The organism is Streptomyces sp. BE20 (assembly GCF_036322525.1).
Taxonomy (GTDB): domain Bacteria; phylum Actinomycetota; class Actinomycetes; order Streptomycetales; family Streptomycetaceae; genus Kitasatospora.
This window is the reverse complement of the sequence record NZ_JAQYWW010001060.1, coordinates 151,500-169,877: the sequence shown is the minus strand read 5'-3', so window position 1 is coordinate 169,877 and position 18,378 is coordinate 151,500. Positions and strand designations below refer to the sequence as shown.

The window sequence follows — 18,378 nt, the reverse complement described above, 5'->3', positions numbered from 1 at the left end:
GGCCCGGGATCAGCCCGGCTGGTCGGTGACCGCGACCGGCCGGGTCTCGTCACCGGACCACTCGCTCCAGGAGCCCGGGTAGAGGGCGGCCGGCAGGCCGGCCACCGCCAGCGCCAGGATCTGGTGCGCGGCGGTCACCCCGGAGCCGCAGTAGACGGCCGTCCCCCGCTCCCCCGCTCCCAGCGCCCGGAACCGGGCGGCGAGTTCGGCGGGCGCCAGGAAGCGGCCGTCCGACCCGACGTTCTCGGTGGTCGGCGCCGAGACCGCACCCGGGATGTGCCCGGCACGCGGGTCGATCGGCTCGGTCTCGCCGCGGTAGCGCTCCCCCGCCCGGGCGTCCAGCAGCAGACCCTCACGGGCCCAGACGGCGGCGCCGTCCGCGTCGACCGTCGGCAACTGCCCCGGGACCGCCTTGAAGTCGCCCTCCCCGGCGGGCGGCACCTCGGTGGTCACCGGCAGGCCGGCCTCCTGCCAGGCCGCGAAACCGCCGTCCAGGACGCGGACGTCCGGGTGGCCGGCCCAGCGCAGCAGCCACCAGGCGCGGGCCGCGGCCAGCGAGGTCGCACCGTCGTACAGCACCACCGGGCGGTCGGCGCTGACGCCGAAGCCCCGCAGGGCGGCGCCGAACGCCTCCGGGTCGGGCAACGGGTGACGGCCACCGCGACCGGGCGGGCCGGCCGGGGCGGCGAGATCCGTGTCCAGGGACACGAAGTGGGCGCCGGGCAGGTGGCCCGCCGAGTAGTCGTCGATGCCGGGCGGGCCGCCGAGCTGCCAGCGCACGTCGAGCAGAACCGGCGGGTGCGCGGAGTCGAGCGCCGCCCGCAGGTCGGTCACCGAGACCAGCGGGGAATCATCGTGATGGGTCGTCATGGCGGCCATTCTGGCGCAGCGCGACCTGGCCGGTGCTCTTTGTCCGGTCTTTGCCGGACTTTCCGCGCGGCCCGAGGGTTCGATGCACGCCACGGTGGAAGCATCACCCTCACTGCGCCGTTTCGTGCGCCTACCGCCCGTGAGGAGACTGTCATGCCCGCGGTGACACTCCGGCTGGCCCAGGGCACCCCGTGCTGGGTCAGCCTGATGACCGACGACCTACCCGGCTCCCGGGCGTTCTACGGCGAACTGCTCGGCTGGGACTTCGCGCCGGGCCCCGGCCCGCTCGGCGAGTACGTCCGGGCCCGGCTCGGCGGGGAGTCGGTGGCCGGCCTCGGGGAGTCCTCGGTGACGGGCTTCCCCGTGCAGTGGACCACGTACTTCGCGGTGGACGACGCCGACCGGGCGACCCAGTCGGTGCGGGAGTGCGGCGGGACGGTCGCGGTCGGACCGCTGCAGGCCGAGCGGGCCGGGCGGCTGGCGATCGCCTCCGACGTCTCCGGCGCGGTCTTCGGGCTCTGGCAGGGCGAGGAGCACCCGGGCCGGGAGACCGGGCCCGAGCCGGGCGGCCCGGCCTGGGCGGAACTGCTCACCCCGGACGCGGACGGGGCGGCGGCCTTCTACCGTGCGGTGCTCGGGGTGTCGGCGGCGGCGGCCGAGGGCGGGTCGGCGCTGCTGGTGGGCGGCCGGCCGGTGGCCGGGATCCGCCGCGGCGACGAGCTGCGCGGCCACCCGCCGCGCTGGCGGTCCCATTTCGCCGTGCAGGACGTCGACTTGACGGCCCGCCGGGCGGCGGAGCTGGGCGGCCGGGTGCTGGTCCCGCCGCAGGAGACGGTGCGCGGCCGGGCGGCCCGGCTGGCCGACCCGCGCGGCGGGCACTTCTCGGTGCTCGAAGCCCGGGGCCTGACCTGACCCGACCCGGGGCCTGACGTGACCTGACCGCGGACCTGTCGGTCCGTGTGCCTCAGAGCGTGGGCTGCTGCTCCTCGAAGGGGAGGACGTCCGGGGAGAGGACGGAGGCCCGGGCGGTGGCGGCGGTGAGCCGGCGGCGGTGGTGGCGGCGGCAGAGTACCTCGTAGCCGACCTCGTCGTCGCGGACCGAGATGTCGCCGATCACGACCTGGGCGCCCTCGACCACCATCACGCCGCCGACGGTCCGGGCGTTGTGGGTGGCGCGGGCACCGCACCAGCAGAGCGCCTCGACCTGGAGCACCTCGACCCGGTCGGCCAGCTCGATCAGCCGCTGCGACCCGGGGAAGAGCCGGGTGCGGAAGTCGGTGGTGATGCCGAACGTGTAGACGTCGATGTCGAGTTCGTCGACCACCCGGGCGAGCTGGTCGACCTGCTCGGCGGCGAAGAACTGGGCCTCGTCACAGATCAGGTAGTCGACCCGACCGCCGGCCGAGAGCCGCTGCACGACGTGCGCGTGGAAGTCGAAGCCGTCGGCCACCTCGACCGCGTCGGCGCGCAGGCCGAGGCGGCTGGAGATGGTGGCCTTTCCGGCCCGGTCGTTACGGGTGAGGATGATCCCCTGCCGACCGCGGGCGGCGTGGTTGTGGTCCATCTGGAGCGCGAGCGTCGACTTGCCGCAGTCCATCGTGCCCGAGAAGAACACCAGTTCAGCCATGGGTGGTGCAGAGGCCTTTCGGATCGGGGGAGTTCAGCTGCGGACTTCGAGCAGCGGCACGAACTGCTCGACCGGGGTCATCGAGCCGTGCAGGCCGATCATCGCGGACTCGCCGGGCTCGTTGCGGGAGGCGGTGATCGCGATGTCGTCCCGGGCGGCGGCGACCACGTCGCCGATCCGGTGGTAGACCCGGTCGTCCACCGCGGGGCCGAACCAGCCGGCGGCGATCGCCTGGTCGCGGGTGGCCACCCACATCCGGTCGCCGAGCACCTCGCTCCAGACCGTGTGGACGTCCGCGGCCGCGCCGGGGACCGCGTAGACGTGCCGGGCCCGCCCCTCGCCGCCGAGCAGGGCGACCCCGGCGCCGAGCTCCCAGTCCTCGTCGAAGTCGATGCGGTCCTCGGGGGCGATGTCGATCATGCCGTGGTCGGCCGTGACGTACATCGCCGAGCGCGGCGGCAGCTGTTCGGCGAGCCGCCGGGCGAGCCGGTCGACCGCGTCCAGGGTCATCCGCCACTCGTCGGAGTCCACGCCGAAGCGGTGCCCCGCGCCGTCCAGTTCGCTGACGTAGGTGTAGACCAGCGCGCGGTCGTGCTCGGCCAGCCAGGCGGCGGCCAGGTCCATCCGCTCCTCGCCGGTGGTACGGCCGTGGAAGGTGCCGCCGGAGAGCGCCACCCTGGTCAGCGGCGTCTGGGCGAACAGCGGGGACGACACCTGGGCGGTGGCCACCCCGGCGGCGTGGGTCTGCTGGAAGACGGTCGGGTACGGCTGCCAGGCCGCCGGGTCGGTCGGCGGCTGCCAGCGGAGCTGGTTCATCAGGTGCCCGGCGCCGGGGACGGCCACCGTGTAGCCGACCAGGCCGTGCAGACCGGGCGGGGTGCCGGTGCCCACCGAGGCCAGCGAGGTGGCGGTGGTGGAGGGGAAGCCGGCGGTCAGCGGGCGACCGGTGCCGCCGAGCGAGCCGGAGGTCAGCGAGGAGAGGAACGGCGCGTACTCGGGGTGGCGCAGCAGCAGCTCCCAGCCGAGGCCGTCGACCAGGAAGACCACCACGCGGTCGGCGGGCGCGATCGGCAGCGTCGCGGTGAAGCCCGGGACGCCGAGGCCGGCCGCCACCGAGGGCAGCAGGTCGCAGAGCGAGCCGCTGCCGTAGGGGGGCGCGGGGGCGGCGGCCGGGTCGAGGAGCTCGAAGGCGTCGTAGTCGTCGGGGGCGAAGGGCATGTGGCGGGGGTGGCTTCCTGGCTGGCCGGTGCGTCACGGGCGCGGTGGCGGGGCCGCGTCCGGGCGTGCGTCGGTACGGGTCGGTCAGGCGGGGATCGGTCCGGTGTACGGGTCGGTCCGGTGGCGATCGGTCCTTCGGGTCGGGCGGGCGGGGGTCGGGCGGGAACCGGGTTCAGACCCGGGGGCCGCCGCCGGTCGTCGCCTCGGAGAGCGCGCGGGCGAAGACCAGCGCCTGGGCGACCGTCTCCGGGCCGTCGCCGGCCTCGCTGACCCGCAGGGACAGGTCGTCGGCCGTGGCCGAACCGGTGTAGCCGTGGTCCGCCTCGCAGTTGGGGTCGGAACAGCCGGCCGGTTCGAGGTCGAGGCGCTGGACGGCGCCCCAGCCGATGGTGAGCACGACCTCGCGCGGGAGGGTGCCCGGGGTGTAGGTCTCCGGGTTGGCGACCATCCGGCTCACCACGACGGAGTTGATCCGGTCCAGCCGGACGCTCTCGGTGGAGGTCGTCGCGTACGGGACGGCGGGGGTGGTCGCGTCACCGGACTGCTCGTCGGTGTGGCTCACCACGAACCGCGTCGAGGTGAGGACCAGCACCGTGACGTGCCGGCGGACCTCGTTGGCGTCGAACGTGGTCTCCTGGTGCACCAGGTAGGAGCTGATCGGCTCGGGGCCCACCGCGGACTCCACCGCCTCGGACACCAGGGCCGGGTAGTAGCCGCTGCGTTCGATCGCCGAGCGCAGGTCCTGCGTGGTGGTGGTACCGGTCTTCGCCATAACTCCATCCTGGCATGGTCCGCCGACGAAGCGGGCGGCACGGCGCCGAGCTTCGGACAACGGCGCCCGCGGTCCGGACGCAACCAAGGAAGGTTACAGCGTGCTCATCGCGCGCGGACCCAGATCACTGCGGACCGGCAGGGGCGCGATCCGCACGCGCGCCCCCAGGATCGCCAGCCCGTGCGGGGCGACGACCACCGGTTCGAGATCCACCGAGGCGACCTCCGGCAGGTCGTCGACCAGCCGGGACACCCGCAGCAGCAGCTCCTCCAGAGCGCCGGTGTCGACCGCCTCGGCGCCGCGCCAGCCGAACAGCAGCGGGGCCGCGCGGACCTCGCGGACCAGCCCGGCGACGTCCTGGTCGGTGGCCGGAACCAGCCTGTGGGCGACGTCGCCCAGGAGTTCGGCGGGGGCACCGGCCAGGCCGAAGGAGAGGATCGCGCCGACCGCCGAGTCGACGGTGGCCCCGATCACGGTGTCCACCCCGCGCGGGGCGAGCCGCTGCACCACCAGCGCGGCCTCGGCGGCGCCGCCGAGCAGGGCGTCCAGCTCCCGGTGCGCACGGCGCAGCCCGGCTTCGCCGGTCAGGTCCAGCCGGACGCTGCCGAGGTCGGGGCGGTGGCGCAGGTGCGGCGCGGTGGCCTTGAGGGCGACGGGGTAGCCGAGGGTAGCGGCGGCCCGCACGGCGGTCTCCTCGTCGGGGGCGGGCAGCGTCGGCGAGACGTCGATGCCGTAGCGGGCGAGCAGCGCGACGGTGTCGGCGTCGGGCAGGGTGATCCGGGCTCCGCCGGGCTGGGTGCGGGCGGCGATCGCGGCGCGGGTGGAGAGCGCGGCCTCGACCAGGCCGCGGGCGCCGGCCTCGTCGATCCGGTCGAGCTCGGGGACCCGGGCGGTCTCCTCGGCCTCGGCCATCCGGCGGCGCCAGTCGGCGTAGTGGACGGCGTGGGCCAGCGCGTGCACGGCCCGTTCCGGTGCGGGGTAGGCCGGGATGCCGCCGGGGCGCAGCCGGGACGGCAGGTCGGTGAGCGCCAGGTGGGCGAGGAGCAGCGGCTTGCCCAGGGCCCGGGCGCGGGTACCGGCCTCCAGCAGGGCGGCGGCGATCTCGGGGTCGTCGGAGCCGACCTCGGGGTCGTCCGGGCCGGTGAGCCGGCCGCCCATGAACGCGTGCGCGGAGGTCCCGATCGGCGGGATGGCGACGGCGATCACCGCGTCCACCGCCGGGTCGTCCAACGCGGTGTCCAGGGCGATCCGGAAGTTCTCGCCGGTGGCGGCGGTGGTGAGGTCGACGGGGGTGCGCGGGCGCAGGCCCGCGGAGAGGCAGGCGTCGTGGGTGAGCAGGCCGAGCGAGTCGGAGTTGCCGACGACGGCGACCCGGTCACCGGGCGGCAGCGGCTGGAGGGCGAGCAGTTCGCCGGTGTCGTACAGCTCGGTGATGGTCTCCACCCGGGTGACGCCGGCCTGCTGGAAGAGCGCGTCGACGGTGGCGTCGCGCAGGCCGGTGGCGGTGGGCGGGACGGCGTGACCGGGCGGGAGGCTGCCGGTGTGGCGGGCTCCCTTGACCACGACCACCGGCTTGGCCTGGGCGAGCCGGCGGGCGATCCGGGTGAACTTGCGAGGGTTGCCGAAGGACTCCAGGTAGAGCAGGACGACGTCGGTGGACGGGTCCTCGGCCCAGTACTGGAGGAAGTCGTTGCCGGAGACGTCGGCGCGGTTGCCGACCGAGGCGAAGGAGGAGATGCCGAGGCCGCGCCGGTGGGCGGACTCCAGGAGGGCGACGCCGATCGCGCCGGACTGGCAGAAGACGCCGAAGCCGCCCCGGCCGGGCAGGACGGGGGCGAGCGAGGCGTTCAGCGGGCGGTCGGGGTCGGTGGAGATCAGGCCGAAGGCGTTCGGGCCGATCACCCGCATGCCGGCCGCGCGGGCCTGGCGGACCAGGGCGCGCTGGCGGTCGCGGCCCTCGGGGCCGGTCTCGGCGTAACCGGCGGTGACCACCACCAGGCCCTGCACGCCGTGCGCGCCGCACTCGGCGACGGCCGCGGGGACGGCGGAGACGGGGACGGCGATCACCGCGAGGTCGACCGGCCCGGGGATGTCCAGGATCGAGCGGTGCACCGGGACGCCGTCCAGCTCGGTGCCGGGCGGGGCGTTGCGGTTGACCGCGTAGACGGGCCGGTCCTCGTCGGCGGAACCGGCCAGCAGGTCGCGGAGCAGGGCCCGGCCGACGGTCTGCGGGTTACGGGAGGCGCCGATCACCGCGACCGAGCGCGGGGTGAGCAGCCGTTGGACGGACCGGGCCTCGGCGCGGTGCTCGCGGGCCCGCATGACGGCGAGCGAGGCAGCGGTCGGTTCGAGGTCGAACTCCAGGTGGACGACGCCGTCGGCGAAGCTGCGGTGCTGGGTGTAACCGGCGTCGGTGAAGACCTTCACCATCTTGCGGTTCTCGGGCAGCACCTCGGCCTGGAAGCGGCGGATGCCGCGCTCCTGGGCGACCGCGGCGATGTGTTCCAGCAGGGCGGAGGCGACGCCGCGGCCCTGGTGGGCGTCCTGGACCAGGAAGGCCACCTCGGCGTCGGTGCCGGTCTCGGAGGGGCGGCCGTCGGCGTCGATCCGGTCGTACCGGACGGTGGCGATGAAGCGGTCGCGGACGACGACGGCGAGGCCGACCCGGTTGACGAAGTCGTGGTGGGTGAAGCGGCGGACGTCCTTGTCGGAGAGCCGGGGGTAGGGCGCGAAGAAGCGGAAGTACTTGGACTGGTCGGAGACCTGTTCGTAGAACTCGACCAGGCGGCCGGCGTCGGCGGTGCCGATCGGCCGGATCCGGGCCGTGCCGCCGTCGCGCAGCAGGATGTCCGCCTCCCAGTGCTGGGGGTAGTCCGGCTCGGCGGGCCGGCCGTGCTGCCGGTCCTTCTCGCCCGGCCGGTCCTGCTGGTCCTGCTGGTCCTGCTGGGGGGGCGGTGCCGCGGAGTCGTCCACATTCGTCAGGTTATCCGGCGGCGAGCCGAATGGCGCCGGGCGTGCGCACGAGGCAGGGTGGACACGGCCGTTGGCCGGGGGTTATGCGCCGGTTATGCCCCCGAAAGAAACAATCACAAGTCCCGAACGCAGCTCCTCGCAGGGGTCGGCTGCATGCAACACTGGTCTAGACAACATGGTCGATTCCCCCATCACGGCCATGACCAGCTTTACCGGAAAGGCACGTCTCATGGCTGAGCGCCGCGTCACCATCGGTTGGGCCGAGGGCCTGCACGCCCGTCCCGCCTCCGTCTTCGTCAAGGCCGTGACCGCCACCGGCGTGCCGATCACCATCGCCAAGCCCGGCGGCAAGCCGGTCAACGCCGCCTCCATGCTCGGCCTGCTCGGCCTTGGCGCCGAGGGCGGCGAGGAGGTCGTCCTGGCCTCCGACGCCGAGGGCGCCGACGAGGCCCTGGACCGCCTGGCCCGGCTCGTCCAGGAGGGCCTGGACGAGCTGCCGGCCGCGGCCTGAGCCGACCGCCTCCGCGCACGCGCCGGAGCCCGGGCCCCGTTGGTCGGGGGGCCCGGGCTCCGGCGCGTCCGCCCCCGCGCTCAGCCGGCCGCGATCGCCCGCAGGATGTCCAGCCGGGCCGCCCGGCGGGCCGGCCGCAACCCGGCCACCGCGCCCGCCACCAGCCCGGCGACCAGCACCACCGACAGCTGCAACGGCGGCACCGCGAAGCTGCCCGTCCCCTCCGTGTCGGCCGCCCGCACCAGCGCCCAGCCGAGGAACGCCCCCAGGCCCAGCCCGCCGATCGTGCCGAACAGCGCCACCAGCACCGACTCCCAGCGGACCATCGCCCGCAGCTGGCTCCTGGTCTGCCCGACCGCGCGCAGCAGCCCCAGTTCCCTGGTCCGCTCGTGCACCGCCAGGGTCAGCGTGTTGGCGATCCCCAGCAGCGCGATCAGCACCGCCAGCGCCAGCAGCGCGTAGACCACCGAGAGCATGATGTCGACCACCGAGGCGGCACTCTTCGCGTACTCGGACCTGGTCTGCACCGACGGGTTGCCGAACGGCTCCGCCGCCTTCGTCACCGCCGCCTTGCCCGCCGCGAGCGAGACGCCGTCACGCAGCGCCACCGCCACCAGCGAGTCCGCGTCCTGGCCCTTGTGCGGCGCCCAGGCCTCCCGGGTGATCAGGTAGTCCCCGGTCAGCTCGCCGCCCCGGTAGAGCGCCTTCACCGTGAACGGGGCCTCGGCGCCGTCGCTGAACCGCACCGGGACCTGCGTACCCACCTGCCAGCCGTGCTTCTCGGCCTCCGTCCGGGAGACCGCCAGGCCGTCCGTCCCCAGCTGGAGCGAACCGTCCACCCGGCCGAGGTCGACGATGCCGGACAGCTTCGTCGGGTCGGTGACGTCCAGGGTCCGGCCGTGGCCGTCCACCCGGGCCACGCCCCGGCCGAGCCCCACGCTCTGCTGCACCTCCGGCAGCCCGCCGATCGCCTCCGCCAGCTTCGGGCTCAGCCCGCCGCCGCGGAACCCGCCGGTCGAGACCGCGAGGTCCCCGGCGAAGGTCTTCTTCACCGTGTCGTCCATCGTGGCCTTGATCGAGGCACCGAAGACCGTGAACAGCGACACCACCGTGACCCCGACCATCAGCGCGCTGGCCGTCGCCGCCGTCCGCTTCGGGTTGCGGGCCGCGTTCCGCTCCGCCAGCACGCCGGGCATCCCGCGCAGCCTCGGCAGCGGGGCACCCAGCACCCGCACCACGAAGGTCGCGGACACCGGACCCAGCACCACCACACCGAGCAGCGTGCCCAGCGCACCGCCCGCCGTCAGCGCCACCGACGGCCCGTTCGTCGCACCGACCACCGTGCCGACCACACCCGCCGCCACCAGCAGCGAGCCGACCGCCCAGCGGATCCGGCCGGCCCGGCCGGCCGCCGCGGTGTCCACGGCCACCGCGCGCATCGCGGCCAGCGGAGCCGTCCGGCCGGCCCGGACCGCCGGCAGCACCGCCGAACCGACCGCCGTCACCGTCCCCACCAGCAGCGGCAGCACCACCGAGACCGCGCTGATCACCAGCCCGCCGGTGGGCAGGTTGAACCCGATCACCTTGAACAGCGACTTCAACCCCGCCGCCACACCGATCCCGCCGAGCAGACCGGCCACCGAGGCCGCCAGGCCCACCGCGACCGCCTCCGCCAGGGTCGCCGCCAGCACCTGGCCGCGCGCCGCACCCAGGGCCCGCAGCAGCGCGTTCTCCCGCGTCCGCTGCGCCACCACGATGGCGAACGTGTTGTAGATGGTGAAGGTCGCCACCAGCAGCGCGATACCCGCGAACACCAGCAGCAGCGTGGTGAACATGGTCAGGAACCGGCTGGACACCTGGTCGGTGGCCTCCTGGGTGACCTTGGCCCCGGTCACCGCCTCCAGACCGGACGGCAGGTTCGCGGACAGCGCCGTCACCAGCTCCTGCTGGGAGACACCGCCCGCCGCCCGGAACTGGATCGAGCTGGCCTGGCCCTGCCCCTTCGGCGTCAGGTACCGCTCGGCGTCCGCCAGCGTCAGCCCGGTGTAGGTGTTCTGGCCCATGCCGTCGGCCTCGGGGCCGAAGGTCGCGATCCCGACGATCCTCACCGTCACCGGGTCGGGGGTGCGCAGCAGCGTGGAATCGCCCACTGCCAGACCGCCTGCCTTGGCCGCGCCCCGGTTGATCACCGCCTCCCCCGGCTGCTCCGGCGCCCGGCCCTCGGCCAGCCGGTACGGGTTCAGCCCGCTGTCCGCCTGCCAGTAGCCGGCCAGGGTGGGCGGCCCCTGGCCGCCCACCGCCTTGCCGTTGCTGCCGATCAGCTGACCGAAGCCCTGGACGGCCGGCTCGGCCGCCGCGACGCCGGGCACCGACCGCAGCCGGTCGGCGAGCGCGAGGTCCACCGGGGCCCGGACGCCGCCCGGGGTGTTCTCGGTGTCCATGACGTCGGCGCTGCGCACCACCGCGTCGGTGCCCCGGTTGGCGTCGGCGAAGAGCGTGTCGAAGCTGTTGCGCAGGGTGTCGCCGAGAACCAGCGTCCCGGCCAGGAAGCTCACCCCGAGCATGATCGCGGTGAACGTCCCGGCCAGCCGCCGTTTGTGCGCCGCCAGCGAGCGCAGGCTGATCCTGAGGGTGGCGGTGGTGCTGCTCATGACCGGACGCCTCCCCGGCCGGCGCCGGAGCCGCGCTCGAAGGCCTTCATCCGGTCCAGCACCCCGTCCGGGGTGGGCCGCTCCATCCGGTCCACCAGGCGGCCGTCGGCGAGGAAGAGCACCTCGTCCGCGTAGCCGGCGGCGGTCGGGTCGTGGGTGACCATGACCACGGTCTGGCCCATGTCGTCCACCGCGCGGCGCATCAGGCCCAGCACCTCGGCCCCGGTACGGGAGTCCAGGTTGCCGGTCGGCTCGTCCGCGAAGACCACCTCCGGGCGGCCGGCCAGCGCCCGGGCCAGCGCGACCCGCTGCTGCTGCCCGCCGGAGAGCTCGGTCGGCCGGTGGCCCAGCCGGTCACGCAGACCGACCGCGTCGATCAGCGTCTCCACCCACGACTCGTCCACCGTCCCGCCGGCCAGGTCGACCGGCAGGGTGATGTTCTCCCGCGCCGTCAGCACCGGCACCAGGTTGAAGGACTGGAAGACGAAACCGATCCGCTCCCGGCGCAGCACCGTCAGCTTGCGGTCGCTCAGCCCGTCCAGCTCGGTGTCGCCGATCATCGCGGTGCCGGCGGTCAGCCGGTCCAGCCCTGCCGCGCAGTGCAGCAGGGTGGACTTGCCGGAACCGGACGGGCCCATGATCGCGGTGAGCCGGCCGGCCGGGAACCCGACCGTCACGTGGTCCAGGGCGCGGACCTCCGTCCGGCCGATGCCGTAGACCTTCACCGCCTCGGAGACCTGGGCCGCCATCCGGTCGGTCTCGACCAGTTCGAGGACGGGGAACGCCGTCACTTGGCACCGCCCCGGCCCGGCTTGGTGTCGTCGGGGCCCTCCAGGTGCTCCAGCAGGGTGTCCCGGCGGATCCGGTACTCCTCCTCGGTGATCTGGCCCTCCGCGTACCGGCGGGCCAGCGAGGCCAGCGGGCCCTCGGGGCCGCCCGGCCAGCCGCCGCGCCATCCCGGGCCGCCGCCCCACGGGCCACCGGCCCACGGCGGGCCCCACGGACCGCGGCCGGCTCCGCCGCGGCGGCGCAGCGTGGTCACCACCACGACCAGGACGAGCAGCCAGAACAGCGGGAAGATCAGGAACCACGGACCCGGGCCGCCGCCCCACGGGCCCCAGCCCTCCCGGCAGACGGTGTCGGCGAGCAGTGTCGCGGTGCTCTGCATGTCGTTCAACTCCTCGGTGTGCCCCCCGCGCACTCCGGCGGGGGCCCTGCCCCGGGACGCTCCCCGAGGCCACCACGAGCTTCTCGCCGGGGAGGGGTCCGGCGCGTCCTCCGGGGAGCGGCACCCGGGCTACGACACGGGGAGTACGGCCTGGCGACCTGGCTGCTTCCGGCCGGACGGCTTCCGGTCGTGCGCCTTCCGGGCGGGTGGTCGCGCGCGGGACGTCGGACCCGCCGACTTCCCGCGCCGGCGGCGGGGCGAGGAGCGGCGTTGCGGCGCGGGGAGCGGGCGCGGCGCGCTTCGGGCGCGGGGCACGCGAGACCGGCGGACCGGTGCCGGGCGGGCCCATGGCGGGGCGCGGTGGTCAGCCCAGCCAGCCGGGGCGGACCAGGCCGGACTCGTAGGCGAGCACCACCAGCTGCGCCCGGTCGCGGACGCCGAGCTTCACCATGGCCCGGCTGACGTGCGTCTTCGCCGTGAGCGGGCTGACCACCAGCCGGCGCGCGATGTCGTCGTTGGTGAGGCCCATGCCGACCAGGGTGAGCACCTCGCGCTCACGGTCGGTGAGCGAGGCCAGCAACCGGCCGGTGTCGGAGGGCTCCCGGGAGCGGCTGGCGAACTCGTCGATCAGCCGGCGGGTCACGCCCGGGGAGAGCAGCGAGTCCCCGACCGCGGCGACCCGGACGGCGCGCAGCAGGTCGGCCGGCTCGGTGTCCTTGGCCAGGAAGCCGGCCGCGCCGAGCCGGAGCGCCTCGAAGATGTACTCGTCCATCTCGAACGTGGTCAGCACGACCACCCGGACGCCGGAGAGCTCGGGGACGGCGTAGATCCGGCGGGTGGCCTCCAGCCCGTCGGTGCCCGGCATCCGGATGTCCATCAGCACGACGTCCGGCCGGAGTTCCCCGACCAGCCGGACGGCCGCGTCTCCGTCGTCGGCCTCGCCGACCACCTCGATGTCCGGCTGGGCGTCGAGCAGCGCCCGGAAGCCCGCCCGGACCAGGACCTGGTCGTCCGCCAGCAGTACTCGGATCATGTCGTTCGTCGTCCCTCGCTGTGCTCGCCCTGCCGGCTACCGCCCGTGCCGTTCCGCGCCGGTCCGCCCGGCGCCGTTCCCCGCCCGGTCCTTCCCCGCCGGATCGGGCAGCCACGCCCGGACCCGGAAGCCGCCGCCGTGCGGACCGACCGTCAGCTCGCCGTCGAACGCCGCGGCCCGCTCGCGCATGCCGATCAGGCCGTTGCCGGAGCCGCCGCCGTCACCGCCGGCGGCCGGACCCGGATCGTCCACTTGGAGCAGCAGCCCCTCCGGGGAGGTCCAGTCCATCAGAACCGTGGCACTGCGCGCGGCCGAATGGCGGATGACGTTGGTGAGCGCCTCCTGGACGATCCGGAACGCGGCCAGCTCCAGCTGGGACGGCAGCGGCCGCCCCTCCCCCGCCGTCTCCACGGAGACCGTGAGGCCGGCGTGGCCCGCCTGGGTGACCAGTTCGGGCAACCGGGCCAGCCCGGGTGCGGGCGTGCGCGGGGCCTGGCCGTCGGGGCCCCGCAGGGTGCCGAGCACCTGCCGGACCTCGCCGAGGGCCTCCTTGCTGGTGGCCTTGATGACGGTCAGCGCGGCCCGGACCTGCTCGGGGTGCTGGTCGATCAGCTCCAGCGCCACCCCGGCCTGCAGGTGGATCACCGAGATGGAGTGGGCCAGGATGTCGTGCAGCTCGCGGGCCATCCGGAGCCGCTCCTCGGCGGCCCGGTTCTCCTCGGCCTGCCGCCTGGCCAGCCGGCGGGCGGCCAGCTGCTCGCCGCGCGAGCGCATGATCTCGGCCACGGCCAGGACCAGCAGCAGCCAGGCGGCCACCCCGGCCTCCTGCCACCAGCCGGGGCTCTGCGCGGGCGCGCGCAGCCAGCTCTGCGGCAGCAGGTGGGAACTGGCCAGATGGACCAGGTAGCCGGTGCCGACCGAGATCCAGGCGACCCGGCGGTAGCCCCGGGACAGCGCGCCGTACACGGCGACGGCGAGGCTGAAGAAGACCGGCCCGTACGGGTAACCGGCCAGCAGGTAGCCGGTGGTGACGGCGGTCACCGCGATCACCACCGGGCCGGGGAAGCGGTTGCGGAACAGCAGCAGGACCGGGCCGAGCAGCAGCAGGGCGTATCCGGCGGCGTCCAGCGGGACGCGGTAGTCCTGCTGCTGGCGGGCGGCGGCGGTGGAACCGACCACCTGGAACAGCGCCACCAGGACGGCGGAGACCACCGTCCAGGAGGGCCTGGTCCAGGGCGGGCCGCCGAGCGGGTCGTGGTCGGTGCTCATGCCGGGACTCCCGCTCACCGCCCCGGCCGCACCGCGGCGGCGTCGGTGTCGGCGGTACCGGGCGCGGCGGCGTCCTTGGCACCGGGGGCGTCCTTGGCGCCGGCGGCGTCCTTGGCGCCGGGGGCGGACCGGACGTTCCGGGCGGCAGCGGGGTCGGACGCGCTGCCGGCACCGGGCGGGCGGACGCGGCCGGCCCGGGCGGCGGCGGCCAGCCGGGTGCCCCGCCGGGTCATGCCCCAGGGCTTCAGCACGGAGAGGATCGTGGCGGTCAGGTAGATGGTCAGTGCCACCGACGGGGCGATCACCAGGACGTGCGGGGACCGGCCGTCCGGCGGCACCGTCCCGGCGGCGACCTGGCCGGCGGCGTCGTGGATGAAGGCGCGCAGCGCGAAGATCGAGGCCAGGGTGGCGGCCAGGGTCAGCCAGAACTTGGTGACCACCCAGCGGTACTTGAGCAGGCCCCAGGTGGTGCCGAGGGACAGCACCAGACCGGACAGCAGGGAGAGCAGGCTGACCGGGATCAGTAGCCAGTCGGCGAAGATCTCCTGGGCCAGGTACGCGGCCTTGACGGTGTCCGGGTCGTCGGAGAAGCGGCCGGCGATGCCGAGGGCGAGCACGCCGGCGGTGAGGCCCAGCCAGCCGACCGAGAGGGCGACGTGCGCGACGAGCCAGATCCGGCGGGCGTGCCGGGGCAGCCGGAACCGCGCGGCGCGGTCGGCCGGGGGCTCGGGCGTCTCGGTGGTCGCCGCGGTCGCCCGGCCGGGCGGCACGGACGTGTCGGCGGCGGGCGGGCCGGGAGGTGTGGACATCGGCTGTGCTCCGGAAGGCGAGGGGCGACGCGGGCCACGGGCCGGCGGCCACCGGGGGTGGATGGTGATGAGGCCGCCGGCCCACGGCTTGGGTGATCCGCGGATCACTCCATACTCTGCCCCGTCCGGGAAGGCCGGGCATCGCACCACGGGAGTAGCCGGCCGTACCCCCCGTTGAGTACGGACCGTCCTCGGGGAGACGGTCCGTACACGGTCCGGGCGGGCGGCGCCCCGACGGGCGGCCGTCGGGAGGGAGTGGAGGGAGGTCGGGGGGCGGCCCGGCCCGCCGACCGGGCCGGCGGAACGGTGCCCGGCCGGCACCACCGGCGAGCGGTGCCGGGGCGGTCTCCGTAGGCGGTCTCAGTACGCGGTCTCAGTAGGCGATCTCGACCACCGCGCGGTGGGTGGACGGCTCGGCGAGCGCGCCGACCAGGTAGTGCGCGAGGTCGGCCCGGGATATCGACCAGGCCCCGGGCAGCCGGCTCCCGACGCCGGTGCGGTACCGGCCGCGGGCCCGGCCGCCGGTGAGCCGGGCGGCCCGGACGAGCGTCCAGTCCAGCCCGGTGTCCTCCAGCACCAGCCGTTCCATCCGCGCCATGTCGGCGTACGGCCGGCGGAGCATCGGGTGCAGCACCCAGGACGTGAGCGCGCGCTGGAACGGGGCGGCCCGCCAGGGCGGCGGGCCCATGCTGGTGGTGGAGACACAGAGCACCCGGCCGACGCCGGCCGCGCGCATGGCCTTCAGGATGTGGTCGGTGCCGGCCGAGTAGACGGTGGTGGCGGCCCGGCTGTAGCCGATGCCGAGCGCGGAGACCACCGCGTCGGCGCCCTCGACGGCCCGGGCCACCGCGTCCGGGTCGAGGACGTCCCCCTGCCGGATGCTGTGCGGCCGGGCGTCGACCAGCGCCAGCGGGTCACGGGCGAAGGCGACGGTGGAGTGCCCGGCCTCGGCGGCCAGGTCCAGCACGTGGCGGCCGGTACCCCCGGTCGCGCCGAACACGACGATGTTCACGGAGCGTTCCCCTCCTCGCTCGGGTCCTCGGGTCCGGGCGCGCGGCCGGCCCGCGCCGCGGACGTGCCGCGGGCGGGCCGGCCTCCGCCGGGGTCCATCAGTTGGCCACCTCGACGCGACGGCCGTAGGTGGCCGCGTCATCCAGATGGGTGACGATGTAGTCGGCGACGTTCGCCCGCGCGATGCGCGAGGCCTTGGCGATGTGACCGCCGACCACCGCCTGGTAGTTGGGCGTGGCCGGGCCGTCCGTGAGCATCGGCACCCGGACGATCGTCCAGTCCAGCGGGCTGGCCTCGACCTCGTCCTCCATCCGGGCGAGGTCGAGGTGGATGTTCCGGTAGACCCGGTCCACCACGAACTCGGCGACGAACCGCTGCATCGCCGGCAGGTGCTTGGTCTCCAGCCCCGCCGAGGACATCGTGACCAGCCGGCGCACCCCGCCCGCCCGGGCGGCGGCGATGACGTTGCGCACGCCCTCGGAGAAGACGGTCGTCGTGGTGCGGCTGGTGACCCCCAGCGCGACCAGGACGGCCTCCTTGCCCGCGAGCGGGCCGTTCAGCGACGCCACGTCGAAGACGTCCGCGCGCACCTTGGTCAGCCGCTCGTGCTCGACCGGCAGCTTGGCCGGGTCGCGCACCAGTGCGGTGACGCTGTGCTTGTTCTCCAGTGCCTTCTCGACCAGCAGTCGTCCGGTACGACCGGCCGCTCCGACCACGACGATCTCCATGATGTGCCTCCTTGCCGGGGCCGGCGGCAACTGTTCGCCGCCGGCCGTGAGTTGACCTTCGCTACGACAACGTGTCCTACGGTAGGGAAAAGGCGAGCAGTACGCCGCCCGAGTTGCTCGGATACTGCGGGTAGTAGGCGGCCTGGATGTAGAGCATGCCGTCGGCCACCACCGCGCCGCCACCACCGGAGAGGGCCGTGCCGTGTGCCGGCACGCCGTTGACCGTGGTGAAGTCGCGGACCACGTCGTACTGCCAGAGCACCGCGCCGGTGGCGGCCGAGAAGACCCTCATCTTGCCGTCCGCGCCGCCCTCGTAGACGAGGCCGCGGGTCGCGGTGACCGCAGGCGTGAAGGCCCGCTGGCAGAGCTGCGGGTAGGCGGCGGCGCCGCCCCACTGGCAGCCGTCGGCGGGGCTCTCGGTCTGCCAGAGGATCGCGCCGGTCGCCGGGTCGAGCGCGTACAGGGTGCCCGGGTTGGCGAACCAGGTGGCGACGTAGAGCCGGTTGCCGTCGTAGCTGGTGCCCCACTGGATGCCCGAACTGCCGCCCTTGGTGTTCGGGTTGGCGACGACCGCGCGGTCCCAGACCTTGGCGCCGGTCAGTGCGTCGTAGACGTGGTAGACGCCGTTCTTCTGGCCGATGCCGACCACCCGTCGGTTGCCGATGCTGAAGACGTTGGCGCTGGCGCCGAAGTCCCAGTCGTGGTCGGTGCCATCGGCCTTGCTCGGGCAGTAGGCGTCGGCGCCCGGGGTGCCGCAGGCGACGGTGAAGGTGTCCGGGAAGGTCTCCTGGGTGCGCCAGCGGACCGCGCCGGTGCGGGCGTTCAGGGCGAGCACCGAGTCGGTGTCGCCGGCCGCGCCGGTGTAGTTCTGGCCGGTCCCGACGTAGACGGTGTTGCTGGCCCGGTCGAGGACCGGGGAGCTCCAGACGGCGACACCGGAGGGCTCGTAGCGGTTCGCACCGTTGGGCCAGGTGCCGACCAGCTGCGGCTCGGGGTTGGTCCAGTGGCGCCATTCCAGCTGCCCGGTCCAGGCGTTGACCGCGACCACCGAGCCGCGGAAGGTGCAGCACGGGTAGGTGAGGTCGAAGGTCGCGCCGGACTCCTTGCTGGAGACGCCGACGTAGACCTTGCCGTCGTGGACCAGCGGGGAGCTCGTGATCTGGGCCAGCGGGTGGGTGTCGAGCTTCAGCGACCACCGCAGCGCGCCGTTGCGGCGGTCCAGCGCGTACAGGTAGCCGCGGTTGTCGCCGAAGTAGACGGTGTTCCCCTCGACCGCCGGGCTGCTGCGGACCGGGTCCGGGTTGCTGGTGGAGTGGGCGCCGGCCACCGGGGCGACGTCGAAGGTCCACCGGGCCGCGCCGGTCTTCGCGTCCATCGCGTGGAAGGTGCCCTCGGCGCCGCCGACGTAGAGGGTGCCGTCCGCCACGGCGGGCTGGCTGCCCAGGTAGACCCCGGGCACCTTGGCGTGGCCGAAGGCCCACTTGAGGCCGAGACCGGAGACGTTGGCGGGGGTGATCCGGTGCTCCTGGCCGTTGAACCGGGTACCGGTGGCGTCGAACTGCCAGCTGCTCCAGTCGGCGGAGCGGTGGCGGGAGCCCTCGGCGTCCTCGGCTCCGGCGCCGTTGGTCACGGTGAGCATCACGAGCGCGGTCAGCAACGCCACCAGGGCGGAGCCGTACCTGGCCGCCCGGGGCCGTCTGTACTGGGACACGTAAATCAACTCCTCGGTGAAGGCGTG

16 protein-coding genes are annotated in these 18,378 nt (G+C 74.7%); 2 read left to right on the top strand and 14 right to left on the bottom strand.

The features are described from left to right. Positions 1-9: 9 nt before the first annotated feature. Positions 10-870: a sulfurtransferase gene (locus PUR61_RS30200; protein WP_329882665.1), complete on the bottom strand. Its 861-nt coding sequence runs from the start codon at positions 868-870 to the stop codon at positions 10-12. A 153-nt stretch (positions 871-1,023) separates the two neighbouring features. On the opposite strand from PUR61_RS30200, the gene PUR61_RS30195 reads away from it, so the two are divergent. After that, entirely contained in the window at positions 1,024-1,782 is a 759-nt protein-coding gene (locus PUR61_RS30195; protein WP_329882664.1) for a VOC family protein, read from the top strand. A gap of 52 nt (positions 1,783-1,834) precedes the next feature. Here PUR61_RS30195 and PUR61_RS30190 read toward each other — a convergent pair whose 3' ends face one another. The 4 genes from PUR61_RS30190 to PUR61_RS30175 all read right to left on the bottom strand — a co-directional run bounded on the left by PUR61_RS30190 (position 1,835) and on the right by PUR61_RS30175 (position 7,334). Then, on the bottom strand, positions 1,835-2,497 hold the full coding sequence (locus tag PUR61_RS30190; protein WP_329882663.1) for a thymidine kinase: 663 nt from the start codon (positions 2,495-2,497) through the stop codon (positions 1,835-1,837). A gap of 33 nt (positions 2,498-2,530) precedes the next feature. Continuing rightward, positions 2,531-3,715, bottom strand: a complete 1,185-nt coding sequence (locus PUR61_RS30185; protein ID WP_329882662.1) for an alkaline phosphatase family protein — start codon at positions 3,713-3,715, stop codon at positions 2,531-2,533. Between the two features lie 172 nt (positions 3,716-3,887). Continuing rightward, a complete protein-coding gene (locus PUR61_RS30180; RefSeq protein WP_329882661.1) occupies positions 3,888-4,487 on the bottom strand; it encodes a DUF5998 family protein in 600 nt (199 codons plus the stop codon). Positions 4,488-4,580: 93 nt separating this feature from the next. Beyond that, positions 4,581-7,334 carry a bifunctional acetate--CoA ligase family protein/GNAT family N-acetyltransferase gene (locus PUR61_RS30175; RefSeq protein ID WP_329882683.1) on the bottom strand — a complete coding sequence of 918 codons (2,754 nt, stop codon included), beginning with the start codon at positions 7,332-7,334 and terminating at the stop codon, positions 4,581-4,583. A 355-nt stretch (positions 7,335-7,689) separates the two neighbouring features. On the opposite strand from PUR61_RS30175, the gene PUR61_RS30170 reads away from it, so the two are divergent. After that, positions 7,690-7,971: an HPr family phosphocarrier protein gene (locus PUR61_RS30170; protein ID WP_329882660.1), complete on the top strand. Its 282-nt coding sequence runs from the start codon at positions 7,690-7,692 to the stop codon at positions 7,969-7,971. 80 nt (positions 7,972-8,051) lie between these two features. Here PUR61_RS30170 and PUR61_RS30165 read toward each other — a convergent pair whose 3' ends face one another. The 9 genes from PUR61_RS30165 to PUR61_RS30125 all read right to left on the bottom strand — a co-directional run bounded on the left by PUR61_RS30165 (position 8,052) and on the right by PUR61_RS30125 (position 18,351). Then, positions 8,052-10,622 (bottom strand): ABC transporter permease, encoded by a 2,571-nt coding sequence (locus PUR61_RS30165; protein WP_329882659.1) that lies wholly within the window; start codon positions 10,620-10,622, stop codon positions 8,052-8,054. Further along, positions 10,619-11,371, bottom strand: a complete 753-nt coding sequence (locus tag PUR61_RS30160; protein WP_329882682.1) for an ABC transporter ATP-binding protein — start codon at positions 11,369-11,371, stop codon at positions 10,619-10,621. Before PUR61_RS30160 ends, PUR61_RS30165 begins: the two co-directional genes overlap by 4 nt. A 38-nt stretch (positions 11,372-11,409) precedes the next feature. Further along, on the bottom strand, positions 11,410-11,790 hold the full coding sequence (locus tag PUR61_RS30155) for an SHOCT domain-containing protein (protein ID WP_329882658.1): 381 nt from the start codon (positions 11,788-11,790) through the stop codon (positions 11,410-11,412). Positions 11,791-12,154: 364 nt separating this feature from the next. Continuing rightward, positions 12,155-12,823, bottom strand: coding sequence for a response regulator transcription factor (locus tag PUR61_RS30150; RefSeq protein ID WP_329882657.1), 669 nt, complete (start codon positions 12,821-12,823; stop codon positions 12,155-12,157). 36 nt (positions 12,824-12,859) lie between these two features. Beyond that, positions 12,860-14,092: a sensor histidine kinase gene (locus tag PUR61_RS30145; RefSeq protein ID WP_329882656.1), complete on the bottom strand. Its 1,233-nt coding sequence runs from the start codon at positions 14,090-14,092 to the stop codon at positions 12,860-12,862. Positions 14,093-14,106: 14 nt separating this feature from the next. Beyond that, a complete protein-coding gene (locus PUR61_RS30140; protein ID WP_329882655.1) occupies positions 14,107-14,901 on the bottom strand; it encodes a DUF2269 domain-containing protein in 795 nt (264 codons plus the stop codon). 373 nt (positions 14,902-15,274) lie between these two features. Further along, positions 15,275-15,913, bottom strand: coding sequence for an NAD(P)-dependent oxidoreductase (locus tag PUR61_RS30135; protein ID WP_329882654.1), 639 nt, complete (start codon positions 15,911-15,913; stop codon positions 15,275-15,277). Positions 15,914-16,010: 97 nt separating this feature from the next. Next, positions 16,011-16,640 carry an NAD(P)-dependent oxidoreductase gene (locus PUR61_RS30130; protein WP_329882653.1) on the bottom strand — a complete coding sequence of 210 codons (630 nt, stop codon included), beginning with the start codon at positions 16,638-16,640 and terminating at the stop codon, positions 16,011-16,013. Positions 16,641-16,716: 76 nt separating this feature from the next. Beyond that, positions 16,717-18,351 (bottom strand): outer membrane protein assembly factor BamB family protein, encoded by a 1,635-nt coding sequence (locus tag PUR61_RS30125; protein WP_329882652.1) that lies wholly within the window; start codon positions 18,349-18,351, stop codon positions 16,717-16,719. Between the last annotated feature and the right edge of the window lie 27 nt (positions 18,352-18,378).